We start from the raw sequence: 26,879 nt of genomic DNA, 5'->3' as shown, positions 1-26,879 counted from the left end.
ATGGATACTTTTGGCTATTTGGGCCAGGGTTTCGGCGTCGCGCTGAGCCCCTATAACCTGGTGACCGCGCTGTGTGGCACCCTGATCGGCACCATCGTCGGCCTGTTGCCGGGCCTGGGCCCGATCAACGGCGTGGCGTTATTGATCCCCATTGCATTTGCCTTGGGCCTGCCGCCCGAATCGGCACTGATCCTGTTGGCAGCCGTGTACCTGGGCTGCGAATACGGCGGCCGGATCAGCTCGATCCTGCTGAACATCCCGGGCGAAGCCTCCACCGTGATGACCACCCTCGACGGCTACCCAATGGCCCGCAAAGGCATGGCTGGGGTGGCGCTGTCGCTCTCAGCCTGGAGCTCGTTCATCGGTGCGTTTATCGCCACCTGCGGCATGGTGCTGTTCGCCCCGCTGCTGGCCAAATGGGCGATTGCCTTCGGACCTGCGGAATACTTCGTACTGATGGTGTTTGCGATTGTCTGCCTGGGCGGCATGGCCGGTGACAAGCCACTGAAGACCTTTGTCTCGGCGTTGATCGGCCTGTTCCTTGCCTGCGTCGGCATTGATGCCAATAGCGGTGTCTACCGATTTACCGGTGACAACATCCATCTGACCGATGGTATCCAGTTCGTGGTCCTGGTCCTGGGTCTGTTCTCCATCAGTGAGATCCTCCTGCTCCTGGAAAAAACCCACCGTGGCCAGGAAGCGGTGAAGGCCACCGGGCGCATGATGTTCAACGTCAAGGAAGCCTTGTCGGTGTTGACCGTGAACCTGCGCTGCGGTGTATCGGGCTTCATCATCGGCGTATTGCCAGGTGCTGGCGCGACCATGGCCTCGGCCGTGGCCTACATGACCGAAAAACGTATCGCGGGCGCCAGCGGCAAGTTCGGCCAAGGCGACATGCGCGGCCTGGCCGCCCCGGAAACCGCCATCGGCGCTTCAGTCTGCGGTGCCATGGTGCCAATGCTGACCCTCGGCGTTCCGGGCTCGGGCACCACGGCGGTGATGATCGGCGCCCTGTCGCTGTACAACATCACGCCAGGCCCGCTGCTGTTCCAACAGCAACCAGACATCGTCTGGGGCCTGATCGCTTCGTTGTTTGTCGCCAACATCATGCTGGTGGTCCTCAACATCCCGATGATCCGCATCTTCACCCGCATCCTTGCCGTGCCGAACTGGGCACTGGTGCCGGTGATCGCAATCATCACCGCGATTGGCGTCTATGCCGTACACGCCACCACCTTCGATCTGTTCCTGATGATCGCCATCGGCATCTTCGGCTACATCCTGCGCAAGCTGGACTTCCCACTGTCGCCGCTGCTGCTGGGCTTTATCCTCGGCGGCCTGATGGAGCAGAACCTGCGGCGTGCATTGTCGATTTCCAATGGCACCCTGGAAATTCTGTGGTCGAGCCCGATCACTTTGGGCGTCTGGGTACTGACCGCCATCATGCTGCTCGTGCCATTGCTGCGTATCTGGCGCAAGCGCGCGTTGCAGCGTCGTGCCGTAGCCGATGTCTGAGGTCACCCTTAGACAATGGTGGGGAACACCGCTGGTCGGCCTGGCCGGCGGTTACCTGGCCAGCCTGGTCGGCTGGCCTTTGCCGTATATGGTCGGCTCGTTGCTGGCGATCATCCTGGTGCGCTGCCTGACGCCCTGGCAGTTGGGCGAGATTCCCGGCGGGCGCAAATGCGGGCAGTGGGTGGTGGGCATTGGTATCGGCCTGCACTTCACCCCGGTGGTGATCGAACAGGTGATGAGCCACTTTGGCCTGATCTTCTTCGGCGCGCTGGTCACCAGCCTGTCGAGCATTGTCGGCGTGTGGTTGATGCGCCGCAGCGGTGAAGATCGCGCCACTGCGTTTTTCTCAAGCATGCCGGGCGGTTCCGGGGAGATGGTCAACCTGGGCGCACGCAATGGCGCGGTGCTCAGTCGCGTGGCAGCTGGCCAGAGTCTACGGGTGTTGCTGGTGGTGCTGTGTGTGCCGGCAATCTTCAAGTATTTACTGGGCGGCGGCGCACCACAGTTTCACCCGGCGCCTGTGGATTGGGTCTGGCTGGCCCTGCTGTTTCCCATTGGCGCGCTGGTGGCCTGGGGCTGGCAACGCTTGCGCCAACCCAACCCCTGGTTGTTCGGGCCGTTACTGGTCAGTGCCGTCGCCAGTATCACCTGGGATTTGCACATCGGCCTGCCAGAGGGTGGCAGCCAGATCGGCCAATGGTTGATCGGCAGTGGCCTGGGTTGCCACTTCAACCGGCAGTTCTTCCGACGGGCACCGTCGTTCATGGGCCGCACGGTGGTTGGCACACTGCTGAGCATGCTGATCGCGACCTTTGCGGCGGTGGGTTTGAGTGCATTGACGCAGTTGGATCTGCGCTCGCTGACGCTGGGGATGATGCCCGGTGGGATTGCCGAGATGAGTTTGACGGCAGAGACCCTGCAACTGTCGGTGCCGTTGGTAACGGCGATGCAGGTGATGCGGCTGTTGTTTGTGCTGTTCCTGGCGGAGCCGTTATTCCGCCATTGGAACCGCCAGCCGGACACCATTTAAATATAGGCGCTGGCTTGCCTGCGATTGCGGTGTGTCTGCCAACAGAGATATCGGCAGACTGTCAGTCATCGCAGGCAACTTCTACCTTGTGCTGACCTTCAGAGCGGCGGCAACCGCCACTCGATCGGCGTCTCGCCATTCTGCTCAAGAAACTTATTCGTCCGGCTGAAATGCCCGCAGCCCAAAAACCCGCGATACGCCGACAACGGCGACGGATGCACCGAGGTCAGCACCAGATGCTTGGTCGCGTCGATCAGCTTTTGCTTGCCCTGGGCATGGGCGCCCCACAGCAGGAACACCAGGTGCGGCTGATGCTCGCTGACAATCTCGATCACCCGGTCGGTGAAGAACTGCCAGCCCTTGCCCGCATGGGCGTTGGCATTGGCGCGCTCCACGGTCATGGTGGTATTGAGCATCAACACACCCTGGTCGGCCCAGCTTTGCAGGCAGCCGTGGCTGGGGATGTCGATATTGAGGTCGCGCTTGAGCTCTTTGTAGATATTGACCAGGGACGGCGGCGCCGGCACGCCCGGTTGCACCGAGAAGCACAGGCCGTGGGCCTGGCCCGGGCCGTGATACGGGTCCTGGCCGAGGATCACCACCTTGACCTTGTCCAGCGGCGTGGAGTTGAGCGCGTTGAAGATCAACGGGCCCGGCGGGTAGATTTCCTTGCCCGCCGCATGCTCCTGGCGCAGGAACTCGCGCAATTGGCTCATGTACGGCTGCTCGAATTCCTCACGCAGGGCGTGTTTCCAGCTCGGTTCAAGTTTGATACGGTCGTCGACAGTCATCAGAAAAGCATCATGTAAAAAGAATGGGCGAACCCTAGGAAAGCCCACCCCACTTGTCAATTGATCTGACGCGCAACCGGCACTTTCCCACGAAGGGATCATACTCAACGTTCAATTTACCGATTGAGGTCATGATGAATCTGCACTTCGAAGAGCTCACTGGCACAGACGGCGCCCGTATCGGCATCGCCAGCCTGGACGCAGAAAAGTCTCTCAATGCCCTCTCCCTGCCGATGATCCTGGCCCTGGGCGAGCGCCTGGCGAGTTGGGCCAAAGACCCGCAAATCGTCTGCGTGCTGCTGCGCGGCAACGGCGCCAAGGCGTTTTGCGCCGGCGGTGAAGTGCGCAGCCTGGCCCAGGCCTGCCGCGAGCACCCGGGCGAAGTACCCGCCCTGGCCGCGCAGTTTTTTGCTGCCGAATATCGTCTGGACTACCACCTGCACACCTACCCCAAGCCCCTGATTTGCTGGGGCCATGGCTATGTTCTGGGCGGTGGCATGGGCTTGCTGCAAAGCGCCGCCATCCGCATCGTCACCCCGAGCAGCCGGCTGGCCATGCCGGAAATCAGCATCGGCCTGTACCCGGACGTCGGCGCCAGTTGGTTCCTCTCGCGCCTGCCCGGCAAGCTCGGCCTGTTCCTGGGCCTCACCGGCGCCCATATGAACGGGCGCGACGCCCTGGACCTGGGCCTGGCCGACCGCTTCCTGCTGGATGAGCAACAGGACGAAATGCTTGAGGGCCTGTTACAGCTGAACTGGCAGGAACAGACGGCGATGCAGCTCAACAGCCTGTTCAAGGCCCTGGCCCAGGAGGCCGCCAGCCAGCAGCCCGAACCACAGTGGCTGCCGCGCCGCCAGCAGATCGACGCATGGTTGGATGTGGGTGATGTGCACTGCGCCTGGCGCGCCTTGAGCCAACTGCGCGAGCATGCCGACCCGCTGTTCAGCCGGGCCGGCAAGACCTTGAGCGAGGGCTGCCCGCTGACCGCACACCTGGTCTGGGAGCAGATCCGACGGGCGCGGCACCTTTCTCTGTCGCAGGTGTTCCAGATGGAATACACCTTGAGCCTCAACTGCTGTCGGCATCCGGAGTTCAGCGAAGGGGTACGCGCTCGCCTGATCGACAAGGATCAGCAGCCACACTGGCACTGGCCAGATATCAAGCGCATTCCCGAGGCGGTGGTCGAGGCGCACTTTCACAAGGCCTGGGAAGGCCGCCATCCCCTGGCAGACCTGTCTGATTTATGACAGACGCAAGTCAAGCGGCGGGCTAGTATTTTGGGCGATCGAGGGTGAACGAACAGTTGTCGGGCTGGCTGTCCGTGCACACAAAAATTTCCTGGTCAAACGGCCCGCGGGCCGGCATCCAATGGGTGGAGTCGGTCAGCGACATGCCGGACAGGGGCTCGGGCGCCTGGAACCTGAGGTTGACCCACTGGTTGTTGGCCGCCTTGTAGCTGCAATACTCCAAGTAGCCTTGTTTGCGCTCCTGGTCATTGGCCGGAATAAAAACCGCCCCGACAAATCTTTCCAAAAAACTGTCGGCCCCGCCTGCAGGGCTCCTCCAGTGGCCATTGTCACTTTGGAAATGGCCCGCCTTGCGCTTGATCGACGAGGGATAGGGGCAACTGAATTCTGCGCTGGCGTGAGCGAAGGAAAAAAAACCGAGTAAAAAAAGAATAAGTGCCCGGCTGATCATGTGTCATTCCGTTGAGCTACTGAGGTCTTGCCACCCAGTAAAGTCCTAGAAGAGCACTTAAGATAGCTGTTAAATATGACAGCCCAGACAGATGGTCGCCCACAAAAAAACGGCGCATTTCGCGCCGTTTCAAAGAAAAGTCTGACTACCGATGCCCGCCACGTCCCCGGCCATGATCACCGCCACGTCCATCGCCGCGACCATGGCCGTTGTAGCCCCGATGATCCCCCCATCCCTGACTGGGATAGGGACGGTAGCCCGCCCTTGGCCCGGCCTGATAGTAACGGGGCGCCGGCTGGTAATAACGCGGCGCCGGGTAATAGCGTGGTGGCGGTGCGTAATAACCGCGCCGGTACTGGTATGACGGACCGCCGCCGTAGTAATAGACCGGCGCGGGTGCGGTATAGACTTCGGATCGATAGTAGCTGGAGCCTCCATCGTAATAGGGCACGCAAGCAGAAAGGGTCAAACCGAGCACAGCTATGATGAGCAATCGACGATACATGGCGGCCTCCTGGACCGCGGAAGAGCACACACCAGCGACGCTGGGGGGCGACAGACAGCTTTCACTGAATGACAAGAGATCAGACCGCAAAAAGCAAATCTGGTGCGACTTGGACATAGATTGATACATCTATGGCGCAATAAACCGCCCAGGTCTGTATCGTGCCAAATACACCGGTTTCGCCGGAACCTCGACGCCATGACACCTGAACCGACCGATGAACACTCCCACACTTTGCCCGGCCTGCGGCGCTCGCAACGATTGCACCCTGGCCGACCCGCGCACCGCTGACCGTGCCTGCTGGTGCTACAGCGTCACCATCGATCCCAAGGTGCTCGAAGCCCTGCCGATGGAGCTGCGCAACAAGGCCTGCCTGTGCCCGCGCTGTGCCCAGGTCGACGCACAACTGCGCGCAGCCGAGCCCCGGTAATGCGTATCGACCGATTCCTCAGTAACCTGCCCCGCTTCAATCGCCAGCAAGTGCGCTTACTGCTGGCGGAGCGACGGATTCAAGTCGATGGGCTGCCGGTTGCCGACCCCCACCATGAAGTGCGCGAGTTCAGCCGCGTGGAATGTGATGGCGAGATCCTGCAGGTGGGGAAACCCGCGCGCTACTTCATGCTGCACAAGCCGCCAGGCTGCGTCAGTGCCACCGTCGACCCCCAACACCCCACCGTCCTCGACCTGCTGGATGAGCCGGACAAGGGCGACCTGCATATCGCCGGCCGCCTGGACTTCAACACCACCGGCCTGCTGCTGATCACCAATGATGGCCAGTGGTCCCGGCGCCTGACCCAGCCCAGGACCAAGCTGCCCAAGGTCTACTACGTGGAGACCGAACAGGCGATTGGCCCGCAGTACGCCGCAACGTTCAGTGCCGGCCTGTACTTCGCCTTCGAAGACCTGACCACCCAACCGGCCGACCTGCAAGTGTTGAGCCCCAAAAGCGCGCGCCTGAGCATCATTGAAGGGCGTTATCACCAGGTCAAGCGCATGTTCGGGCACTTCGACAACAAGGTGACGCGCCTGCATCGCGAACGCATGGGCCCGCTGGTGCTGGATGAACAACTCGCCCCCGGCCAATATCGGCCGCTGACAGAAGCTGAAATCCGCCAGATATGACCGTTCAGCCGGTGATCGGCAAAAGCCCAGGGTCAAACGTGCGACCTGGCCCGCCTCCTGCTTAAATCAAACCGCCAGCCGCAATCTGACTGGCGAGTCACCCGACCTCCAAGAAACACATTGCCGGCCCGTACCGCTTGACGTAGGGGCCCAAGCAAGTTGCCCGCCATAACAACACCCGTCGGCCAGCCTCATCGGACCGACATGGGCCTCCCTTCCAGGCGTATGCCTACCTGTCACAAAGCTCGTGCAGAGTGATCTGCGCGCATCACCCGCTTGCCAGGAGTCTTACGACATGAGGCCAGAAATCGCTGTGCTGGATATACAGGGTCAGTATCGGGTTTACACGGAGTTCTATCGCGCGGAGGCTGCTCAAAAGACCATCATCCTGGTCAACGGCTCCATGGCCACCACCGCGTCGTTCGCCCAGACCGTGAAAAGCCTGCATCCGCAATTCAATGTGGTTTTGTACGATCAGCCCTACGCCGGTCGTTCCAAAGCCCACAACCGCCATGAGCAAATGCTGACGAAGGACATTGAGGGCCAGATCCTTCTGGAACTCATCGAACACTTCGCCGCCGAGCATGTGCTGTCGTTTTCCTGGGGCGGTGTCGCCACGCTCGTCGCCCTGTCCCAGCGTCCCCGGCGCGTGGAGAAAGCCGTGATCAGCTCCTTCTCCCCAGTGATCAACGCACCGATGCGCGACTACCTGGAACGTGGCGTCGACTACCTCGGCACCCTCGACCGCCACAGCGTCGGCAACCTGGTCAACAGCACCATCGGCAAACACCTGCCGCCACTGTTCAAGCGCTTCAACTATCGACACGTCAGCACCCTGGCCGAGCACGAGTACGGGCAGATGCACTACCACATCAGCCAGGTGCTCAATAGCGACCGCCAGTGCTACCTCAAGGCCGCACGGCAGATCGACATTCCGGTTCTGTTCTTGAATGGCGAGTGGGACGAATACACCAGTGCCGAGGATGCCCGGCTGTTTGGGCAACATGTAGCGAACAGCAGCTTCGGCACCATCCAGGCCACCGGGCACTTTCTGGACATGGAGCACAAGGCCGCGTGCAATGACAGTCGGCAGGCATTGATGGGCTTTTTGAAACCGGAACAGTCGGTGAGTCGACTGCGGCATCACCAGGGCCAGGCCCTGCATGCGTTTGCGATTTGAAAGCAAGGCCCTGGGCAGGGACGGTGCAGCGTTTCTGCCTGGGGTGGGCTCAAAGCATCCGCTGACGCTCGCAACTTGCACATTTTTCAAAGAAAAACTTCAAATCGCCGCGCACTTCTGGTACAAAGTCAGCCGCTCTGAGCGGGTATAGTTTAGTGGCAAAACGAAAGCTTCCCAAGCTTTAGTTGAGGGTTCGATTCCCTCTACCCGCTCCACTCAGATTGTCCTCCCCCATCAGCTTGTCCTTGATGGAGGATGAATAAAAAACCGGCTCCTGAAGCCGGTTTTTTTGTGCCTGGGATTTATCAGTAAAACCCCGCAATACCTTCGTCCAGCAGCCTCGCCCCGCCCCCATAAACTTCTTGCACCGCCTGCCCTCTTTTGTTGGTGGGTAGAGTGTTGAAAATTTTTATTTAGTAGTTATAGTCACCACCAACACACCACAAGGAGGTGATGTGGATAGCCGATATTTGATAGGCCATATCGTGGCTGATGGCTGGTACCTGGTGCGCGTCAGGGGCAGCCATCATCATTTTAAACACCCTGCCAAGCCTGGGCTGGTGACCATTCCCCACCCCAAGAAGCATCTGTTGGACAAGACCGCCAAGAGCATCTTGAAACAAGCTCTGCTCGCTTGAAGCGTACCTGGAGGACAAGAACATGCTGTATCCGATTGCAATTTCAACCGGCGACGATGACCACGCCTGGGGCGTAGAAGTCCCCGACATCCCTGGCTGCTTCTCTGCCGGTGATGACCTGGACGACGCCATGGCCATGGCACGGGAAGCCATAGAAGGCCATTTTGAGCTGCTGGCCGAAGAGGGCGCGCCCATTCCCAGCGCACAAAAGGTCACGCTGCACGCAGCCAACCCCCTGTACGCCGGCTGTACCTGGGCGGTGGTGGATATTGATGTGACCAAGTACCTGGGCAAGGCGCAAAAACTCAACATCACGCTGCCTGGCTACTTGCTCAACCGCATTGATGAGTACGTGCTGCACCACCCGGAAGAAAAAAGCCGTTCGGGGTTCCTGGCATCGGCAGCGCTGAAGGTGCTGCAACAGGAGCGATAACATCGCCGAATTTGAGCGCAAGAAACGTAGTTCAACTACCCGCGACGAGCGCTAAAGTGCAGGCGATAAACGATCCACTCAACAAGGAGCCCGCTCATGCCGCGTGAATACAAACTCATGCCCTCCCCCGTCGGCCAACTGACCCTGGTTGCCCGCAACGGCAAGCTCGCCGCCATCTTGTGGGAGGCCGAGCGCGCCAACCGTGTGCGCCTGGGCGAGCTGGTGGAAGTCAACCACAGCGCGGTGCTGCTGGAGGCCGAGCGGCAGTTGAACGAGTATTTTGCCGGCACCCGCGAGTGCTTCGAGCTGGAACTGGACTTTGACGGCACCGAGTTCCAGAAAAAAGTCTGGGGTGCGCTGCTGACTATTCCCTTCGGTGAAACCCGCAGCTACAGCCAGATCGCCCAACAGATCGGCAACCCCAAGGCTGTACGCGCGGTGGGGGCGGCGAACGGGCGCAATCCTATTTCGATCGTCGCGCCCTGCCATCGAGTGATTGGTGCTGCGGGCGGCCTCACCGGGTTTGCCGGCGGGCTTGAAGCCAAGCAGTACTTGCTGACCCTCGAGGATGGCGGGGTCACAAGGTCATTGTTCTGACAGCCACGTAGCGCTAGGGCTGATCAGCCTTGGAATCCTTCATTTGCACCGAGGATTTGCTGCCGCCGGTGTTGTCCTGGGTTTCATTGTCAGAGCTGTCGAAACAGCCTTGCAACAGCACCAGGCAGCAGGCCAGGCAGAGAGTACGAGAGAGGCTCATGATCGCGCTTCCATTCAACGGGGTGATGAAACAGTGACCAGCCTGCACAAGCAGGGTTCGATGCCTGCACCCCGCACCTGCCCAACGGTTGCACGGCCCGACCGAATTCATGTAGGTCAACAATTGTAAAAAGAAATTTCAGCGTGCCGCCACGGTCAGTACTTTCATCAGCACTTACCTGGAGCATCGCCATGAAGCCTCGATGGCCTGGACTTCAAAGCCCTGGAAAAACTGCGCAGCGAATACCGTACCTTGGGCGAGCGCCATACCGTCAACCTCGGCGGCGACGGCACGGCGGCGGACCCAGGCAAGACCGACCTGAACCAGGCGTAAAAAAACGGCGGTTGGATCAGCTCCAACCGCCGTTTCCTGGCAAAGCCCGCGATCAACCGTCGCTGTTGCGGCTCTTGCTGTAGGACGAAGCCAGCGCCCGGGCTTTTTCCAGGCGGGTTTCCAGCTTGGGCAGGGTTTCGTCGACCAATGCCTTTATCTCAGGGATATCCGAAGCAGCGCTTTCCTGCTTGAACAACGCGATTGCATCTTCGTTGGCCTTGACCTGCTGAGCCGTGTAGGCGGCGTCAAAGGAGTCGCCATCGGTCAGCTCAGGCATCAGGGTTTCAGCCTTGTCGACGATCTGGTCGCGAGGCGCCACCGGCAAGTCGAGTTTTTTCGCAATGGCCGCCAAATGTTGATTGGCCAGGGTGCGTTCGTTGATGACCTCGATGGTGTAGTCCTTGATTTCCTGAGACGAGGTCTTGGCGTGGGCCATGCGGCTGGTTTCGATATCGGCCATGCCCTTGGCCGAGGCTTGCTCGATAAATTCGGCGGGGCCTTGGGCAAAAGCATTGCTGGCGCCGAGGCCCAGCAGCATCGCGAAAGTGGCGGTGCGTAACCGGATAGCCATGCGGCTCATGATGGGTTCCTCCAGGTAATAAATACATGCCGGGGAACGAGCCCCGCCCTGAATCTGAATTTTCAGGGCGGCAAAGGTTTAGAAAAAACTTGCTGGTGCGACGAACGGTCGTCGGTACTCAGGACGTTTTACTGCCCAGCAAGCCCGGCAACGCATGGGCCAGGGCATTGATCGCGAAGCCGATAAACATCACCCCGCACAGCTTGGTGATCAACACTTCATGACGCTGATACACCGTACGCACCTGCCGCGCGCCCACGACGCCGATGAGGATCCCGTAAGCCAGCAGGCCGCCTACAAAGCTCAGGACAATCAACCACGGCAGCATGCTCCAGGTCAGCAGCTCGGCCCGGCTCGACAGGAGTGCGGTGAACGTGGCCACGGCCACCGGATAGGCCTTGGGGTTGGTCAGGCCAAACAGAATGCCGTGCCAGAACGGTTGGCGCGCCGCCCCCTGAGGCGCGTCCCCGCTGCGGTTGCGGGTGCGAATAGCACGGATGCCGAGCCAGAACAGGTAAAGGGCACTGAGCACACCCAGCACATCAAACGCGCTGCTACCGATCTCCCGGGCGCCGACAATCGCCACCAACGCGGTGCTGCACCACAGCACATCGCCCAGCAGGTGCCCACACAGAAAACCCGCGCCGGCCCGACGGCCGCGTGCCGCACCAATGCCAAATACCGCCAGCACCCCGGGGCCCGGCGTGATGCCATAGATAAAGCCCGAGGCGATGACGGCAAACAGCAATGATGAAGTCATGGGTAACACGCTCAGAAAAGAGGGGGCGCGTCGATTGTGCACAATCCACCGGGCACTGCAATGCTAGGCCGCACGTTTGGCCAACACGTCTTGCACTTGGGTGATCAGCCACTGCAAGGCGCCATCCCCCGCGCGGCGTTTATGCCAGGCCAGTACAAAACCGAAGGATGGGATATGAAACGGCGGCGGCACCACCAGCAAGTGCCGCGAGTCGATGTTCAGCAGCCCTTGGGAGGACACGGTAAGGATCAGGTCAGTGCCCTGGATCAACTGCGGCGCGATGCCCCAATGCGGCAGGCTGATCGCCACGTGCCGTCGCTCGCGGATCGCGGTCAGCGCCCGCTCGATTTCCGGGGTGCCGCTGCCGCGCATTTCCAGTAGCACATGGGGCCGTGCCAGGTAGGTCGGCAGGTCGAGCCCACCGTCGGCGGGCAAGCTGTCGCGGTCCACCAGGCAGGCGTAGTGCTCTTCGAATAACGGCGTGCTGCGCAACTCGGCCGGCAGGTCGGGAAACACGCCGGCGGCCAGGTCGATCTCCCCACTGAGCACCCCTTCCTGCATGCCTTCGCGACTGGCGTGGGTGATGGCCAGATCAATCCCCGGCGCCTGCTCGCGCAGCGCCCGCACCAGCCCAGGCAACAAGAGAGCCGCGCCGTAATCGGACATGGCCAGGCGAAAGGTGCGCCTGGCCGACGCCGGATCAAAACGGTTCGGCGCCAGCAACGACTGGACCTGGACCAAGGCATCAGCCAGCGGCGCCGCCAGTTCCAGCGCGCGAGCGGTGGCGACCAGGCCGCCGCCTTGGCGCACCAGCAACGGGTCGCCTAGCAGATCACGCAAGCGCCCCAGCGCATGGCTGACCGCCGGCTGGCTCAGGTGCAGGCGCTCGGCAGCGCGGGTGACGTGCTGCTCGCTGAGCAACGCGTCGAGGATCACCAGTAGGTTAAGGTCAACACGGCGCAGATCATTCATGGCATGCATGTTTAGCATAAGAACTTGGAATTTAAATCTGCGCGACGAATACCGTAGAGTCCAGTAAAACCTTTTGGAGATTGATCATGACCACTTTGCATTGGCTGGGCTTGTTACTGCTGGCGGTGATTGCCGGGGCGGTGGTGCCGTTTCAAAGCGCAATCAACGCCAACCTCGGGCGCGGCCTCGGGCATCCGTTGTGGGCGACCCTGGCCTCGCTGCTGGTGAGTATTCTGGTGTTATTGCCGGTGATCCTGGCGTTACGGCTGCCGCTGCCAAGCCTCGGCTTTATCACTAAGGCGCCGCTATGGATGTGGACCGGCGGCGCATTCGGCGTGTGCTTTATCTCCCTGGCCCTGGTCTTGCTGCCCAAGCTCGGGGCCTCGGGGTTTATCGCCCTGGCCATGGCCGGGCAAATCCTCGCGTCATTGTTGCTCGACCACTTCGGCCTGTTTGGTCTGGTGGAGCGGCAACTGACCGCCCCCCGCTTGCTTGGGGTGCTGATGTTGATTGGCGGGGTGGTGTTGATTCAGTTCAGCAGCGCGCCGGCCAAGGCATTGGCTGGCGTGAGCTGAGTCGTCAGCGCTTGTCGGAGGTGCGCAACTTATGCGGCAAGCCCCATAGCAGCAGCGCCGCCGCAATCAATGCACACACGCCAATCACATACAGCGCCGGGGTCGTGCTGCCCGTGATGTCCTTGATGCGCCCGACCATTACCGGGCTGACGATGCCACCGAGTTGGCCCAACGTATTGATCAGCGCAATGCATAGAACTGCCACTCGGCCGTCACAAACACCATCGCGGCCGTCGCCAGCCCCCAGGACACCATGATCCGGGCAATCCAACGCCGGGCGCCGACCTTGTACAACATCATGTTGCTCGGGACTTCGAAGATCACATATCCGATCACAAACAGCCCTGCGCCCAAACCGTAGGCGGTGTTGCTCAAACCCAGGTCAGCCTGCAACTGGAACTTGGCGAAGCTGATATTGATGCGATCAAAAAAGGCAAACAGATAACACACCATGATCAACGGCATCAGGCGCCAGGCGACGGATCAGGCTTTTCGAGAGCATTACAAACGCTCGGCAGCCAGGCGATGGATCTGCGCAGGCTCAATCACCGCTTGCGGAGCGCCATGCCGGACCACCGCGAGCATCGCCCGGCCCACGGTCTCGGTACTCACCACCCAGGCTGGTCGCATGCGCCGGACCAGGGACAGCAGCGGCCCGATCAGGTTGTAGATCGTCTGGTAGAGCGCGGTTTTCGAACGCACGCCATGCAGCGGCTGAATGATCCCCGGCCGGAATAGATACACCGCCTTGAATGGCAGGCGCAGCAAGGCGTTCTCGGTCTTGCCCTTGACCCGCGCCCACATCACCTTGCCCTGCTCGGAACTGTCGGTGCCGGCACCGGACACGTACACAAACGTCATCTGCGGATTGAGCCGCGCCAGGGTACTGGCGGCGACCAGGGTCAGGTCGTAGGTCTGCCGGGTGTAGGTGGCTTCATCCACGCCCACCGACGACACCCCCAGGCAAAACAGACAGGCATCAAAGCCCTGCAGCAAATGCTCCAGGGGCTGGAAGTCGAACATATCGGCATGCAACACCTGGTGCAGCTTGCCATGCGCCTGGGTCAACGCCGTGCGCCCCACCGCCACCACTTCCTGCACATCAGCGGCCAGCAGACACTCACGCAACACGCCCTGGCCGACCATGCCGGTGGCGCCGAATAGCAGAACTCTCATCAGGGAGGCCTCAGTGGCAAGTTTCAAGCTAAAGACAAATACACTAACAGCTTGTAGCTTTGCGCCTGAAATTTAGCGTTCAGAAAGGAACTCGCCCCCTTGAAGAGCACCACAACCCTCGCCATTGCCTGCTGCACCGCCTTCCTGTCCCAGGTTGGCATCAGCATTTACCTTCCCGCAGTCCCGGCCATTTCCCAAGCGCTGCAGGCCCTGGAGGCTCAAGCTTCGCTCGCCTTGGCGGTGTATCTGGTAGGCATGGCGTTGCCCATGCTGCTATGGGGCAGCCTGGGTGAGCGCCTGGGCAGGAAGCCGGTATTGCTGGCGGCATTGGCCCTGTATGCAGTGGCCAGTGCGGCCATCCCCTTGGCTCACAACATCGAGACGTTTCTGTCGCTACGGTTTGCCCAGGGCCTGGGCGCCGGTGGCGTTTCGGTGATGGCTCGGGTGTTGGTGCGCGACAGTTTCAGCGGTGCATTGTTGGCCAAGGGGCTGTCGTGGCTGGGCATGACCTTCGTGATCGCCCTGGGCATCGGCCAGTTCATTGGCTCGGTATTGCAGGTGGCGTTTGGTTGGGAGGCGATCTTCTATGGCCTGGCGTTGGCGGCAATCGGGCTGATTGGCGTACTGCAAGGGGTGGCGTTCCCGGCGCGGATGAAAGCCGATGGACAGGTTTCTGCGTGGCGTATCTACCGCATGATTTTGCAACACCCGGCGTTTCTCCGAGCGGCGTTGGCGGGCGGATTGGGGTATGGCGTGATCATCGCGTTCAACACCTGCGCTCCGCTGATTCTGCAGGGTCGCTTCGAGTGGACTGCTGCGCAGTACGGGCTGCTGGGTTGGCCGATCAGCGCGGCCTATCTGGCGGGCGCACTGATGGTCAATCGCTGGGTTGCCCGCAGCGGGCGCCTGCCGATGATGACATGGGGTGTGACATTGGTGATGGGCGGCAGCTCGGTGATGTTGCTCGCAGGCTGGTTCGCCAGCGATTGGGCCTGGCTGCTGTGGCTGCCGTATTGCGTGGCGGTGTTCGGGCAGTCGATGAGTTACCCCATCAGTCTGTCCTTGGCCAACGATCACTCTCCGATAAGCGGCTCGTACGCCATGGCCCTAAGTGGCTTTCTGCACCAGTTGCTGGCGGCGCTGATAGGGGGTGTGGCCAGCTTGCTGGTCAGTCAGCAAGTGTGGCCATTGGCCGCGCTATGTGTAGCTCTGGCGGGCGGCGCACTGTGGTGCGTCGCCCGTTCCAGGGCGGATTAAAACGCGCTACGGAAAATCTCCTCAATCTGGCGCTGGTCCGCCCGCCGAGGGTTGGTCAGGCCGCACGCATCCTTGAGGGCGTTGGTGGCCAGCAGCGGGATATCCTGCAGCTTGGCGCCGAGCTCACGCAGGCCGGCCGGGATATCGACGTCCTGGGACAGGCAGCGGATCGCCGCGATGGCCGCCTGGGCGCCCTCTTCCGGGCTGGCGTGTTTGTTATCCACCCCAAGGGCGCGGCCGACGTCGCTCAGGCGCGCTGCGCTGACACTGGCGTTGAAGCTTTGCACGTGGGGCAACAGCACCGCGTTGCATACGCCGTGGGGCAAGTCGTAGAGGCCGCCCAACTGGTGGGCCATGGCGTGGACAAACCCCAGGGAGGCGTTGTTGAAGGCCATGCCGGCGAGAAACTGCGCGTAGGCCATGTTTTCCCGGGCCGCCATATCGCTGCCGTCGCGCACGGCCAGGCGCAGGTTGGCGCTGATCAGCTCGATAGCCTTGATCGCGCACGCGTCGGTGATCGGGTTGGCGGCCGTGGACACATAGGCTTCGATGGCGTGGGTCAGCGCGTCCATGCCGGTGGCGGCGGTCAGGCCCTTGGGCATGGCGACCATCAGTGCAGGATCGTTGACCGACAGCAACGGTGTGACGTTGCGGTCGACGATGGCCATTTTCACGTGGCGGGTTTCGTCGGTGATGATGCAGAAACGGGTCATTTCGCTGGCGGTGCCGGCGGTGGTGTTGATCGCCACCAGGGGCAGCTGTGGCTTGCTCGATTGGTCGACACCTTCGTAGTCGCCGATATGCCCGCCATTGGTGGCACACAGGGCAATGCCCTTGGCGCAGTCATGGGGCGAACCGCCGCCCAGCGACACCACGAAATCGCAGGCACTTTGCTGCAACAACGCCAGGCCGTTCTCGACGTTCTCCACATTGGGGTTGGGCTTGGCGCCGTCGTAAATCACTGAGTCGATGTCCTGCATTGCCAGTTTCTCGGCAATCATCCTGGCCACGCCCGCCTTGGCCAGGCCGGCGTCGGTGACAATCAGGGCCTTGCGAAAACCGTAGTTGCGGATCGCGTTCATGGCTTCGTCGAGGCAGTCGATGCCCATGATGTTGACGGCGGGAATGAAGAACGTGCTGCTCATGATGAATCCTCGGGGATGCGTTGATTCCTACAGCATCAACCTCACCCGCCTGCGGCATCTTGACCAAGATCAACGCCCGCCCGTGATAAAGTCACCGCCCAGCCGTTTTTGAGTAGACCCGCCGCAATGAAGGATTTCCAGGATATCGACGCCACCCTTGAAGACTGGAACGCACTGCGCAACAGCATCGCCTTCGACGCCATCCTGATCGGCAACGGCGCCAGTCGCACAGTATGGGAAGACTTTGCCTACGACTCGCTGTTTGAAAACGCACGCACCGTGGAAGAAAAGCCCTTGAGCGCTTCCGAACTGAGCGTGTTTGACGCGATGCAGACCCGCAGCTTCGAGCAGGTGCTGGGCGCCCTGAAAACCACCAGCCGCGTCAACAAGGCCCTGGCCGTCAGCTCCGCCGCGCCGCGAAATCGCTACTACGCGATCAAGGAAGCGCTGATCAATACCATCCACGCCGTGCATATCCCGTGGCGCCTGGTACAGCCGTCGACCCTGGTGACCATCAATCAGGAACTGGCGAGCTACAAGACGGTGTTCACCAGCAATTACGACCTGCTCAATTACTGGTCGATCCTGCATACGCCGGGTATCGACGACCTGTTTCGCGGCGCCGAATCACGCTTTGACTTGCGCGATACCGCAACCACCGCGACGCGCATTCTGTACCTGCACGGCGGCCTGCACCTGGTACGCAACCTGGATGGTTCGGCGCGCAAACTGGCCTCCACCGACAGCACGTTGCTGAGCAGCTTTGCGATCAACAACACGATCAAGACCCTCGATGATGTGCCGCTGTTTATCAACGAAGGCACCAGCAGCGAAAAGCTCAAGAGCATTCGCAGCTCGGATTACCTGTCGTTCTGCTATGAGCAATTGCTCGGACAGGAAGGTGCGTTGTGCCTGTTCGGCCATCACCTGAGCGAACAGGATGGGCACTTGGTGGAGGCAATTCGCCGGTCGAAGATCAAGACCCTGGCGATCTCAGTGTTTGGCCGCAGCGACGGGTTTATCCAACAGCAGAAACGCCGGTTTGCCGCACTGTTTGAGGGGATGGAAGTGGAGCTCAGGTTCTTTGCTGCACGCGGCCATGCACTCGGCAACCCGGCCCTGGCGGTGCCTGTCGAACACTGATCGGGTTAACGTAGGCGATCAAATGTAGGAGCTGGCTTGCCTGCGATGGCGGTGTATCAACCACACCGCTATCGCAGGCAAGCCAGCTCCTACATTGAGCGAGTTCCAACACAGGCTCGGCGTCATTCCTCGGCGCTGTGCACCACCACCAGCAACTGCGCCTGCACCTCGCCCACCGAGCGAATCCGATGGGGCTTTTGCGCGTTGAAGTGCAATGCATCGCCACGCTCCAACAGCACCCGTTCGGTCATGAAGTCCACTTCCACCCGGCCTTCATGCACAAACAGAAACTCTTCCCCCAAATGCTCCTTGAAGGTCTTGTCGCTGAATTCTGCCGGCGGATAAATGATGAACGGCAGCAGGCTGCGCTCGCTGACCTGATGGGCCAGTACTGCATAACCCGGCGCGGTCTCGGGCCGCTCGTGGCTGCGCACCAGGCTGTAGCTGTCGAGGCTGACGCTGTCTTCGCTGAACAGTTCCTCGACCTTGACGTTCAACGCCTTGGCCAGTTTCAGCGCGGCGGCAATCGACGGGGTGTTCAAGCCGCGCTCGACCTTGGACAGGTAACTCTTGGTCATCCCGGATTTTTCGGCCAATGCCTCCAGGGTGACGCCGAGTTTTTTTCTCAATAGTTTCAAACGGATAGACATGCGCAGCGATTAATCCAAGCAGAATGCGATGATTATTGCTTGCCAATGACACAAAGTGTCATATAGCCTCTTTAGTGTCATTTGCAGAACCCAACGACCTTGCGAGCAGCGGGAACCAGCAAATCGACGTCCATTGAACCACCCAAAGGACACCGATATGGCCAAGACATTAGCACTCCCGAAAGAACAACTGGTCAAGCAAGCGCTGACCCAGATGCAAAGTACCCTGGCGGATAATACGTGGACCGACCGGCAAAAGCTGGCCCTGACCTGCCGTATTCTGTTCGAGAACGGCCACGACTCGGGCCTGGCCGGGCAGATTACTGCCCGTGGCCCACAGCCTGGCACCTACTACACCCAGCAACTGGGCCTGGGTTTCGATGAAATCACCGCCAGCAACCTGCTGCTGGTCAACGAAGACCTGGAAGTGTTGGAAGGCCACGGCATGCCCAACCCGGCCAACCGTTTTCACAGCTGGGTGTACCGTGGTCGGCCGGATGTGAACTGCATCATCCACACCCACCCCACCCACATCGCCGCGCTGTCGATGCTCGAAGTACCGCTGCAGGTGTCGCACATGGACCTGTGCCCGCTGTATGAAGACTGCGCGTTCCTCGAAGCCTGGCCGGGTGTGCCGGTGGGTAACGAAGAAGGCGAAATCATCACCCAAGCCCTGGGCGACAAGCGCGCCATCCTGCTGTCGCACCACGGGCAGCTGTCCACCGGAAGCACCATCGAAGAAGCCTGCGTGATCGCGCAATTGATCGAACGGGCGGCCAAGTTGCAATTGCTGGCCATGGCCGCCGGGACCATCAAGCCGATCCTGCCGCAGTTGGGACGCGAGGCCCATGACTGGATCTCCAAGCCCAAGCGCCACGGCGCCGCGTTCAACTACTACGCTCGGCAGAACCTGCGTCAACACGCCGATTGCCTGAACTGAAGCCTTTTTCGACCGGAGATATTCCATGTCCAGCCCTACTATTCACGGCATCATCGGCTACACCATCACCCCGTTCAGCGCCGACGGCAGCACCGTTGACCTCGACGCCCTGGGCCAATCCATCGACCGCTTGATCGACAGCGGCGTCCACGCCATTGCCCCGTTGGGCAGCACCGGTGAAGGCGCTTACCTGAGCGACGCCGAGTGGGACGACGTCAGCGCCTACAGCATTCAAAAGGTCGCCAAGCGCGTGCCGACCATCGTCAGCGTATCCGACCTGACCACCGCCAAGGCCGTGCGTCGCGCGCGCTTTGCCGAAGCCGAAGGCGCCGATGTGGTGATGGTGCTGCCGACGTCGTACTGGAAGCTCAGTGAAGCGCAGATCCTCGCGCACTACGCGGCCATCGGCGACAGCGTCGGTGTGCCGATCATGCTCTACAACAACCCGGCCACCAGCGGCACGGATATGTCGGTGGAGCTGATCCTGCGTATCGTCCACAGCGTCGACAACGTGACGATGGTCAAGGAGAGCACCGGCGATATCCAGCGCATGCACCAGCTGTACCGCCAGAGCGAAGGCCAGGTGCCGTTCTACAACGGCTGCAACCCACTGGCCCTGGAAGCGTTCGCCGCCGGTGCCAAGGGTTGGTGCACGGCTGCACCGAACCTGATCCCGCAACTCAACCTGGACCTGTACCAGGCGATACTGGCCAATGACCTGAACCAGGCGCGGGAGCTGTTCTATCGGCAGTTGCCGGTGCTGGACTTCATCCTCAAGGGCGGCTTGCCAGCGACGATCAAGGCCGGCTTACGCCTGACCGGGCTGGAGGTGGGTGATCCACGGTTACCGGTGTTCCCACTGGACATGGCGGGTCAGGCGCAGTTGCAGAAGCTGCTGACCTCATTGAGCTAAAACATCCCCCTGTAGGAGCGGGCTTGCCCGCGATAGCGGTGGACCAGACACACCGCCATCGCGGGCAAGCCCGCTCCCACAGGGGAATGCACGCATCGCTAAATTTACGGAGACAAATAGCAATAATTCTCGATATCATTCGCGACTTTTCTGCAGCGTGCTGCGTCAAGAAGGATATCCATGCCTCGTTTCAAGCCCGACCCGCTGTCGGCCGATGCCTTTCGCGGGTTCTATGCAGATATCCTGCATTACCTGCGTAAACGCACGGACAACGCCAGCGACGCGGCGGACATGACCCAGGATGTCTTTACCCAATGGCTGGACTACCGCGACCGAGCCAAGGTTGAGCAGCCACGGGCCTTTCTGTTTCAGATGGCGCGCAACCTGTTGCGCGACCATTGGCGCAAACAGAAGGTGCGCCACGGCGTCCATCACGAGCAGGCCGAACGGGATGCCGAACCTGTCAGCGACGAGCAAAACGATCCCCTGGCCGCCGCCCAACGCCTCCAACGCCTGGAACAGTTGAAAGAAGTCCTCGCCGAACTCTCGCCCCGCAGGCGAGAAGCCCTTATGCTGCACCGCTTCGAAGGCCTGAGCCAGGCGCAGATCGCCGAACGCATGGGTATTTCGATCAGCATGGTGGAAAAGCACATCGCCTTTGCCCTGCTGCACTGCAAGCAGCGACTTCAAAAAGACCGGGCAAGGAGCAGCCAGAATGACCCGCTTGAGTAACCGCGACAGCCACAACATTGATGAGCACGACTGCATCGATGCCCAGGCTGCCAGTTGGTTTGCGCGCAATCGCAACGAAGGCAACACGCAGGAGCGCAAGGCCTTCGCCGCCTGGCATGCCGTGCCGGCCCATGCGCGCGCCTACGCCGAATTCGAACAGCTGTGGGCCGACCTCGGCGAGTTGCAGCAACTGAACAAACCCGTGCCCTTGCCCGCCCGCAAACCCGCGCCCTGGCGCCCCGCCCTGGCGGTGGCAGCCGCGCTGGTCTGCGCCTTGCTCGCCAGCAACCTCGGGGCCCCCGCGGGCTGTATCAGACCGACATCGCGGCGCAGGACAAAGGCATGCGCACCTTGGACCTGCCGGACGGCAGCACCTTGTACGTCAATGCCAGCACGCAGTTGCGGGTGGACTTCGATGCCCATCGCCGTGTGATCCATCTGGACCGGGGCCAGTTGTACCTGGAGGTGGCACCCGACAAGGAGCGGCCGCTGTTCGTGCGCGCAGGCGAGGCCGATGTGCGGGTGGTGGGCACCGCTTTTGATGTGCGCCGCGGCCAGCAGCAACTGGTGGTCAGCGTGGCCCACGGGATGGTCGCCTTCGCCCCCGACCAGAAAGCCAGCGCCGTTATGCTCGGCGCCCAGCAGCGGGCGACCTACAGCTACGCCAAGGGCTCCGTGCAGCAGCAAACCGTGGCCGCTGGCGAAGTCGCCGACTGGCGCAGCGGGCACCTGTCCTTTCGCAACCGCGAACTGGCCAGCCTGCTGGATGAGTTGAGTCTGTACCGGCCCAAGGCCGTGGTGTTGGCCGATGGCGCGGTGGCGCGGTTGAAGGTTTCTGGCAATCTCGACGTGAATGACCCGGACGCGCTGATCAGTGCCCTGCCGGCCCTGTTGCCGGTGAAAACCGTGGCCCTGGGCGATGGCAAGATCCGTATCGAAGCGCGCAAGTAACACCACTTGAGAATATTTTGCATTCGCATGTGAGGATTTTTTTTCCTGCCGCGTCTTCCTCCGGTCTGCGTTTGATACGCATGCCTTTTTTGGCTATTTAGCCGCTTTGGGGGATTTCATGTTTCGCGCGCCTTGCCTTGCCCAGCACCTGTTTGTTCGACCGACACTGATCGCCGCCTGCCTGGCCGTCAGCCTCACGGCCCAGGCCGAGTCGTTCACCCTGCAACTGCCGGCCCAACCCTTGGCCACGTCCCTGAGCCAGGTGGCGCAACAAGCAAAAATCCAGCTGCTGTTCGATGAAGACCTGCTGAAAAATATCCAGGCGCCCGCGCTCAACGGCGACTTCACCCCCGAAGTGGCGATCCGCACCCTGCTCAATACCGGCGCGTTCACCCTGATCAAAGTGGGCAACACCTATGTCGTGCGCCCCGAAGAAAGCCGCACCACCAACAGCGCCAGCTTACAACTGGACGCCTTGAGCGTGATCGGCACCGGTAACCAGGTCGACGCCAGCACCGTCGGCCGCTCCACCCTGTCCCAGGCCGATATCGACCGCCTGCAGCCCAACAACATCGCCAGCCTGGTGCAGACGCTGCCGGGGGTGACCATGGGCGGCTCGATGAAACCGGGCGGGCAGATCATCAACATTCGCGGCATGGGCGAGGCCGAAGACGTGCCGATGACTGTCGATGGCGCCACCAAAAGCGGATTCGAGCGCTATCAGCAAGGCACCGTCTTTATCGAGCCCGAGATGATCAAGAACGTCGAGGTGGAAAAAGGCCCGCACTCGGCCTTCACCGGTAACGGCGGGTTTGGCGGCACGGTCAACATGGTCACCAAAGATGCACCGGACCTGCTCAAGGACGGGCGCAACAGCGGTGCGATGCTCAAATACGGGTATGCCAGCAACGACCACGAACAGGTCTACACCGGCGCCGTGTATGGCCGCACCGAGGACGGGCGCATCGACGCCCTGGCCTACCTGACCCAGCGCGACGGCGGCGATTTGAAGCTGGCCGCTGCGCGCGACTACGACAGCAAGCGCTACCCGATCAACCCGCAGCGCCTGCCCAACAGCGCCCAGGATGTGGACGGTCAACTGTTCAAACTGAACATGTACCTCACCGATGAGCACAGCCTCGGTTTCTCCTACTCCCGGGCCAACAGCGAACGCTGGACACCTTTCTCGGCCAGAAGCTACCCGTCGCCACCGCAGCAGAAAGATATCGATCTCTATGGCTACGAAGCTGCCGTAAGACGGTATCTGGCCAACCGCCACACCGTCGATACCACGTGGTCGGGCAAGTACGAATACCACCCCCTGGACAACCCGCTGATCGACATGAAGCTCAGCTACTCGGAGTCCAACACCGACCAGACCGACGAGCGCGACGCCACGGCCGTTGTCGGCTTGTCCACCGGCGGGCGCAAGATGGACACCGCCTACACCGACAAGATTCTGGAGCTGCGCAACATCAGCCGCTTCAACACCGGCCCGCTGGACCATGCCTTGACCACCGGGGTGCAGATCCGCAAGCACATCCGCGATACCGACAGCTGGATGCCCGGCGCCAAGTACGACACGCCTGAGTACAACTACGGGCATTTCCAGCCGGCGTTCATGCCCCACGGCAAAGTCGACACCAACGCGTTCTACATCCAGGACGCGGTCACCCTGGGCGACGTGACCATCACCCCATCCCTGCGTTATGACCACGTGCTCAACCGTGGCAAAGCCAACGATGCGCCGTACTACAGCAACCCCGATCCGGCCTACGGCCATGACTACGGCGACCGCACCTATGCCGGCTGGTCTCCGCGCCTGGCGGTGTTCTGGAAAGTCACCCCGGACGTGGTGATGTTCGCCAACTGGAGCCGCACCTGGCGCGCACCGGTGATCGACGAGCAATACGAAGTCCAGGGACTGGGCAGCCGCACCTCCACCAGCCGCAACCTCGACCCGGAACGCATCACCGCCATTACCGTGGGTAACGTCACCAGCTTCGCCAACGTGATCGCCAGCGGTGACAGCCTGCAACTGCGCAGCACGTTGTTCCACAACAAGATCGAGGACGAGATCTTCAAGGCCACCGGCCTGGGCTGCGCGCAACAGAACTCCATCAAAGGTTCCATCGCCGAGGTCTGCACCGATATGGCGTCGAAGACCAACTACCGCAACGTCGGCAGCATGACCATCAAGGGCTTCGAGCTTGAGGGCTACTACGACTCGACTTATCTGTTCGGCTCCCTGAGTTACTCGTGGGCCACCGGCAAACGCGAAAACCCCTACACCAACCCATGGGCGACCGACATCCACGTCTGGGCCCGGGATATTCCACCGGCCAAGTGGGTTGCCGTGCTGGGCACCAAGATTCCGGCCTGGGACGCTCAGGTGGGTTGGCAAGGTCAGTTCGTGCGCAAGACCGATCGTCTGCCCAGCGACAAATACTCAGGCGGCCTGAACAGCGGCTTCGGCGACAGCTTCTACGACCAGTACCCCAACGCCAGCTACGACACCCAGGGCCTGTTCGCCAAATGGACGCCGCAACAGGCGTACCTCAAGGGCACCGAAGTCAACTTCACGGTCGACAACCTGTTCAACCGCAGCTACATGCCAGCCTTGAGCGGCGACAGCGCCACCAGCGTCGGGCGCAACGCCAAGATCAGCGTGACGCGGTTCTTCTAACCCCAGCGCCTGCAGGAACTGTACGGTTCAATCTGCAGCCAGCTGTAAGCCCGCGTCCTGCGGGCTTTGTGGCTAGATGGGCATCAACCTCTAGCCCATTTGAATCCGGTCGCGCCCCATGAACTCCCGCGAAAACACCGGCATGGCCCTCGGCCTGCTCGGCGTCGTTATCTTCAGCCTGACCCTGCCCTTCACCCGCATCGTGGTGCAGGAAATCCATCCGCTGCTCAACGGCCTGGGCCGCGCGCTGTTCGCGGCGGTGCCGGCGGCCTTGCTGTTGCTGTGGCGCCGCGAAGCCTGGCCGACCTGGCGCCAGGTGCGCGGCCTGACGCTGGTGATTGCCGGGGTGATCCTTGGTTTCCCGGTGCTGTCGGCCTGGGCCATGCAAACCCTGCCGGCCTCCCATGGCGCCCTGGTCAACGGCCTGCAACCGCTGTGCGTGGCGCTGTATGCGGCGTGGTTGTCCCATGAGCGTCCGTCCAAGGCCTTCTGGGCCTGCGCGGCGCTGGGCAGTGCGTTGGTGCTCGGGTATGCATTGATCAGCGGTGCCGGCAGCATCCAGGCCGGCGACTTGTTGATGCTCGGGGCGATTGCCGTGGGTGGCCTGGGTTATGCCGAAGGCGGCCGACTGGCCAAGGAAATGGGCGGCTGGCAGGTGATCTGCTGGGCGCTGGTGCTGTCGACGCCGCTATTGATCGGGCCGGTGACGTACCTGGCGCTGCAACACGACGGCGCAATCTCGGCGCGCACCTGGTGGGCATTTGGCTACGTCTCGTTGTTCTCGCAGTTCCTGGGGTTCTTTGCCTGGTACGCCGGGCTGGCCATGGGCGGCATTGCGCGGGTCAGCCAGATCCAACTGCTGCAGATCTTTTTCACCATCGCCTTTTCCGCGCTGTTTTTTGGCGAACACATCGAACCGATTACTTGGCTGTTTGCCTGCGGGGTAATCGTGACGGTGATGCTGGGGCGCAAGACCGCCGTGCAGCCGGCGCCCTCTCCCAAGGTAAATGCAATCTAATGTGGGAGGAGGCTTGCCCGCGATAGCGGTGTATCAGGCGCCAGATAGGTTGACTGACACTCCGTCATCGCGGGCAAGCCCGCTCCCACATTTTGATCCGCGCACTCTTCAGGATAGGTAGCCGTCAGCGCGCAGCAAGGTTTCCAGGCAGTGCTCACTGATCTGATAAAACGCCTTCAATTCCCGGATCTTCTCCAGCAACTGCGTGTTATCCGCAGGCTCCGCACGCTTGACCGCCAAAATCATCTTGTTCTTGTTGGTGTGGTCCAGGGAGATGAACTCAAAGACCTTGGTCTCATACCCACAGGCTTCCAGGAACAAGGCGCGCAAGCTGTCGGTGACCATTTCTGCCTGCTGGCCCAGGTGCAGGCCGTATTGCAGCATCGGTTTGAGCAGCGCCGGGCTCTGGATCTGCAAGCGGATCTGTTTGTGGCAGCACGGCGAGCACATGATGATCGACGCCCCGGAGCGGATGCCGGTGTGGATTGCGTAGTCGGTGGCGATGTCGCAGGCATGCAGGGCGATCATCACGTCCAGCTCGCTGGGCGCCACGCTGCGCACGTCACCGCACTTGAACACCAGCCCCGGGTGGTCCAGGCGGGCGGCGGCGTTGTTGCACAGGGTCACCATGTCTTCGCGCAACTCCACACCCGTCACCTGGCCTTCGGCCTTGAGGGTGTTGCGCAGGTAGTCGTGGATGGCGAAGGTCAGGTAGCCCTTGCCCGAACCAAAGTCCGCGACACGTACCGGCCGGTCCAGTTGCAAGGGGGATGAGGTCAGCGCATGGCTGAACACTTCGATGAACTTGTTGATCTGCTTCCACTTGCGCGACATCGCCGGGATCAGCTCGTGCTTGGCGTTGGTCACGCCCAGGTCGGCGAGAAATGGCCGGCTGAGGTCAAGGAAGCGGTTTTTCTCGCGGTTGTGCTCGGCCGACGGCGCCTCACGCAGCTGCTGGGGCTTGCTTTTGAACAGCGAGCTTTTGTTCTTCTTGCTGTATTCCAGCTGTGCCTCATCGGTCAACGCCAGCAGGTGCGCGTTCTTGAACGAGGCCGGCAGCAGCTCGGCAATCATCGCGACCCCATCGGCCAGGGCGAAGTTCTTGGTGATGTCACGGGTCTTGTAGCGATAGACAAAGGACAGGCAGGCCTGCTCCTTGACCGTCACTGGCTTGATGATCAGGCGCTGCAGGTCCGCCTCGTCGCCCACGTACTTGGCCAGCACCAGCTTGATAAAGGCGTTCTGCTCAAGGCTTGCGCGCAGCAGTTCGATGAACTGGGCGTGATGGTCCGGCGCGGGGCTGGCAGGTTTAGCGGTGACAGACATGAACAAAAACGCCTCGGGCTGGGAATGCCGGGCATTTTAGGGGGGATGGGGGC

Annotated in this window: 28 protein-coding genes, 1 tRNA gene and 3 pseudogenes; 19 read left to right on the top strand and 13 right to left on the bottom strand. The window is 61.3% G+C overall.

Translation table 11 applies throughout. The features are described 5' to 3' along the window. Positions 1-1,515, top strand: a complete 1,515-nt coding sequence (locus K1X80_RS07640; RefSeq protein WP_220172767.1) for a tripartite tricarboxylate transporter permease — start codon at positions 1-3, stop codon at positions 1,513-1,515. Further along, complete coding sequence (locus K1X80_RS07635) at positions 1,508-2,545, top strand: AbrB family transcriptional regulator (protein ID WP_220172766.1); 1,038 nt, start codon at positions 1,508-1,510, stop codon at positions 2,543-2,545. Before K1X80_RS07640 ends, K1X80_RS07635 begins: the two co-directional genes overlap by 8 nt. A gap of 98 nt (positions 2,546-2,643) precedes the next feature. Here K1X80_RS07635 and ung read toward each other — a convergent pair whose 3' ends face one another. After that, a complete protein-coding gene (gene ung, locus K1X80_RS07630; protein ID WP_057958776.1) occupies positions 2,644-3,336 on the bottom strand; it encodes a uracil-DNA glycosylase in 693 nt (230 codons plus the stop codon). A gap of 134 nt (positions 3,337-3,470) precedes the next feature. Here ung and K1X80_RS07625 point away from each other — a divergent pair, with 134 nt between their 5' ends. Then, a complete protein-coding gene (locus K1X80_RS07625; protein ID WP_057439749.1) occupies positions 3,471-4,583 on the top strand; it encodes an enoyl-CoA hydratase/isomerase family protein in 1,113 nt (370 codons plus the stop codon). 22 nt (positions 4,584-4,605) lie between these two features. On the opposite strand, the gene K1X80_RS07620 is transcribed toward K1X80_RS07625, so the two are convergent. Beyond that, positions 4,606-5,034: a DUF3757 domain-containing protein gene (locus K1X80_RS07620; RefSeq protein ID WP_169960411.1), complete on the bottom strand. Its 429-nt coding sequence runs from the start codon at positions 5,032-5,034 to the stop codon at positions 4,606-4,608. Positions 5,035-5,179: 145 nt separating this feature from the next. Continuing rightward, entirely contained in the window at positions 5,180-5,539 is a 360-nt protein-coding gene (locus K1X80_RS28090) for a hypothetical protein (protein WP_115127582.1), read from the bottom strand. 217 nt (positions 5,540-5,756) lie between these two features. On the opposite strand from K1X80_RS28090, the gene K1X80_RS07615 reads away from it, so the two are divergent. The 7 genes from K1X80_RS07615 to K1X80_RS07585 all read left to right on the top strand — a co-directional run bounded on the left by K1X80_RS07615 (position 5,757) and on the right by K1X80_RS07585 (position 9,509). Beyond that, positions 5,757-5,969 carry a cysteine-rich CWC family protein gene (locus tag K1X80_RS07615; RefSeq protein ID WP_057439751.1) on the top strand — a complete coding sequence of 71 codons (213 nt, stop codon included), beginning with the start codon at positions 5,757-5,759 and terminating at the stop codon, positions 5,967-5,969. Then, the gene (locus K1X80_RS07610; RefSeq protein ID WP_120732098.1) at positions 5,969-6,661 is read left to right on the top strand and encodes a 16S rRNA pseudouridine(516) synthase; all 693 of its coding nucleotides are present in this window, start codon (positions 5,969-5,971) and stop codon (positions 6,659-6,661) included. The genes K1X80_RS07615 and K1X80_RS07610 overlap by 1 nt, the downstream gene beginning before the upstream one ends. Before the next feature lie 295 nt (positions 6,662-6,956). Then, positions 6,957-7,841: an alpha/beta fold hydrolase gene (locus K1X80_RS07605; RefSeq protein ID WP_120732097.1), complete on the top strand. Its 885-nt coding sequence runs from the start codon at positions 6,957-6,959 to the stop codon at positions 7,839-7,841. A 141-nt stretch (positions 7,842-7,982) separates the two neighbouring features. Next, a tRNA-Gly gene (locus tag K1X80_RS07600) sits at positions 7,983-8,056 on the top strand. 240 nt (positions 8,057-8,296) lie between these two features. Continuing rightward, the gene (locus tag K1X80_RS07595; RefSeq protein WP_115127579.1) at positions 8,297-8,479 is read left to right on the top strand and encodes a type II toxin-antitoxin system HicA family toxin; all 183 of its coding nucleotides are present in this window, start codon (positions 8,297-8,299) and stop codon (positions 8,477-8,479) included. 22 nt (positions 8,480-8,501) lie between these two features. After that, entirely contained in the window at positions 8,502-8,912 is a 411-nt protein-coding gene (locus tag K1X80_RS07590) for a type II toxin-antitoxin system HicB family antitoxin (RefSeq protein ID WP_057439755.1), read from the top strand. 96 nt (positions 8,913-9,008) lie between these two features. After that, complete coding sequence (locus K1X80_RS07585; RefSeq protein WP_057958770.1) at positions 9,009-9,509, top strand: methylated-DNA--[protein]-cysteine S-methyltransferase; 501 nt, start codon at positions 9,009-9,011, stop codon at positions 9,507-9,509. A gap of 13 nt (positions 9,510-9,522) precedes the next feature. Here the strand turns inward: K1X80_RS07585 and K1X80_RS07580 are convergent, their stop codons facing one another. From K1X80_RS07580 to K1X80_RS07565, 4 genes are all read right to left on the bottom strand, one after another. Beyond that, a complete protein-coding gene (locus K1X80_RS07580; protein WP_164844853.1) occupies positions 9,523-9,669 on the bottom strand; it encodes a hypothetical protein in 147 nt (48 codons plus the stop codon). Between the two features lie 385 nt (positions 9,670-10,054). Beyond that, complete coding sequence (locus tag K1X80_RS07575; RefSeq protein WP_220172765.1) at positions 10,055-10,582, bottom strand: DUF4142 domain-containing protein; 528 nt, start codon at positions 10,580-10,582, stop codon at positions 10,055-10,057. Between the two features lie 118 nt (positions 10,583-10,700). Then, complete coding sequence (locus tag K1X80_RS07570; RefSeq protein WP_057439757.1) at positions 10,701-11,342, bottom strand: LysE family translocator; 642 nt, start codon at positions 11,340-11,342, stop codon at positions 10,701-10,703. A 63-nt stretch (positions 11,343-11,405) separates the two neighbouring features. Further along, the gene (locus K1X80_RS07565) at positions 11,406-12,323 is read right to left on the bottom strand and encodes a LysR family transcriptional regulator (protein ID WP_233096829.1); all 918 of its coding nucleotides are present in this window, start codon (positions 12,321-12,323) and stop codon (positions 11,406-11,408) included. A gap of 77 nt (positions 12,324-12,400) precedes the next feature. Here K1X80_RS07565 and K1X80_RS07560 point away from each other — a divergent pair, with 77 nt between their 5' ends. Next, positions 12,401-12,889, top strand: a complete 489-nt coding sequence (locus tag K1X80_RS07560; RefSeq protein WP_057958768.1) for a DMT family transporter — start codon at positions 12,401-12,403, stop codon at positions 12,887-12,889. 4 nt (positions 12,890-12,893) lie between these two features. Here K1X80_RS07560 and K1X80_RS28495 read toward each other — a convergent pair whose 3' ends face one another. From K1X80_RS28495 to K1X80_RS07550, 3 genes and pseudogenes are all read right to left on the bottom strand, one after another. Next, on the bottom strand, positions 12,894-13,094 hold the full coding sequence (locus tag K1X80_RS28495) for a hypothetical protein (RefSeq protein ID WP_233096830.1): 201 nt from the start codon (positions 13,092-13,094) through the stop codon (positions 12,894-12,896). Then, positions 13,073-13,369, bottom strand: a pseudogene (locus K1X80_RS28490) (MFS transporter); the annotation flags it as partial. The pseudogene K1X80_RS28490 and the gene K1X80_RS28495, both read right to left, overlap by 22 nt. A 21-nt stretch (positions 13,370-13,390) precedes the next feature. After that, on the bottom strand, positions 13,391-14,065 hold the full coding sequence (locus K1X80_RS07550; protein WP_057958766.1) for an NAD-dependent epimerase/dehydratase family protein: 675 nt from the start codon (positions 14,063-14,065) through the stop codon (positions 13,391-13,393). A 99-nt stretch (positions 14,066-14,164) separates the two neighbouring features. Here K1X80_RS07550 and K1X80_RS07545 point away from each other — a divergent pair, with 99 nt between their 5' ends. After that, a complete protein-coding gene (locus K1X80_RS07545) occupies positions 14,165-15,322 on the top strand; it encodes an MFS transporter (RefSeq protein WP_057439761.1) in 1,158 nt (385 codons plus the stop codon). Here the strand turns inward: K1X80_RS07545 and yiaY are convergent. Then, on the bottom strand, positions 15,319-16,467 hold the full coding sequence (yiaY, locus tag K1X80_RS07540; protein WP_057439762.1) for an L-threonine dehydrogenase: 1,149 nt from the start codon (positions 16,465-16,467) through the stop codon (positions 15,319-15,321). The two genes, K1X80_RS07545 and yiaY, sit on opposite strands and share 4 nt — an antisense overlap. 126 nt (positions 16,468-16,593) lie before the next feature. Between yiaY and K1X80_RS07535 the strand changes: the two genes are divergently transcribed. Continuing rightward, positions 16,594-17,610: a DUF4917 family protein gene (locus K1X80_RS07535; protein WP_220172764.1), complete on the top strand. Its 1,017-nt coding sequence runs from the start codon at positions 16,594-16,596 to the stop codon at positions 17,608-17,610. Between the two features lie 122 nt (positions 17,611-17,732). Here the strand turns inward: K1X80_RS07535 and K1X80_RS07530 are convergent, their stop codons facing one another. Further along, the gene (locus K1X80_RS07530) at positions 17,733-18,260 is read right to left on the bottom strand and encodes a helix-turn-helix domain-containing protein (RefSeq protein ID WP_057439764.1); all 528 of its coding nucleotides are present in this window, start codon (positions 18,258-18,260) and stop codon (positions 17,733-17,735) included. Between the two features lie 157 nt (positions 18,261-18,417). Here K1X80_RS07530 and K1X80_RS07525 point away from each other — a divergent pair, with 157 nt between their 5' ends. From K1X80_RS07525 to K1X80_RS07500, 6 genes and pseudogenes are all read left to right on the top strand, one after another. Beyond that, positions 18,418-19,200, top strand: coding sequence for an aldolase (locus K1X80_RS07525; protein WP_057439765.1), 783 nt, complete (start codon positions 18,418-18,420; stop codon positions 19,198-19,200). A gap of 25 nt (positions 19,201-19,225) precedes the next feature. Next, positions 19,226-20,113: a dihydrodipicolinate synthase family protein gene (locus K1X80_RS07520; protein WP_057958764.1), complete on the top strand. Its 888-nt coding sequence runs from the start codon at positions 19,226-19,228 to the stop codon at positions 20,111-20,113. A 180-nt stretch (positions 20,114-20,293) separates the two neighbouring features. After that, a pseudogene (locus K1X80_RS07515) lies at positions 20,294-20,832 on the top strand (RNA polymerase sigma factor). After that, a pseudogene (locus tag K1X80_RS07510) lies at positions 20,829-21,796 on the top strand (FecR family protein). Before K1X80_RS07515 ends, K1X80_RS07510 begins: the two co-directional pseudogenes overlap by 4 nt. 118 nt (positions 21,797-21,914) lie before the next feature. Beyond that, the gene (locus tag K1X80_RS07505; protein ID WP_220172763.1) at positions 21,915-24,482 is read left to right on the top strand and encodes a TonB-dependent receptor; all 2,568 of its coding nucleotides are present in this window, start codon (positions 21,915-21,917) and stop codon (positions 24,480-24,482) included. Positions 24,483-24,600: 118 nt separating this feature from the next. Beyond that, entirely contained in the window at positions 24,601-25,500 is a 900-nt protein-coding gene (locus K1X80_RS07500; protein WP_057958761.1) for a DMT family transporter, read from the top strand. A gap of 108 nt (positions 25,501-25,608) precedes the next feature. Here the strand turns inward: K1X80_RS07500 and K1X80_RS07495 are convergent, their stop codons facing one another. After that, on the bottom strand, positions 25,609-26,826 hold the full coding sequence (locus K1X80_RS07495) for an SAM-dependent methyltransferase (protein WP_115127571.1): 1,218 nt from the start codon (positions 26,824-26,826) through the stop codon (positions 25,609-25,611). Positions 26,827-26,879: the final 53 nt, after the last annotated feature.

Source organism: Pseudomonas sp. So3.2b (assembly GCF_019464415.1).
Taxonomy (GTDB): domain Bacteria; phylum Pseudomonadota; class Gammaproteobacteria; order Pseudomonadales; family Pseudomonadaceae; genus Aquipseudomonas; species Aquipseudomonas shahriarae.
This window is presented reverse-complemented; position numbering and strand designations above follow the sequence as displayed.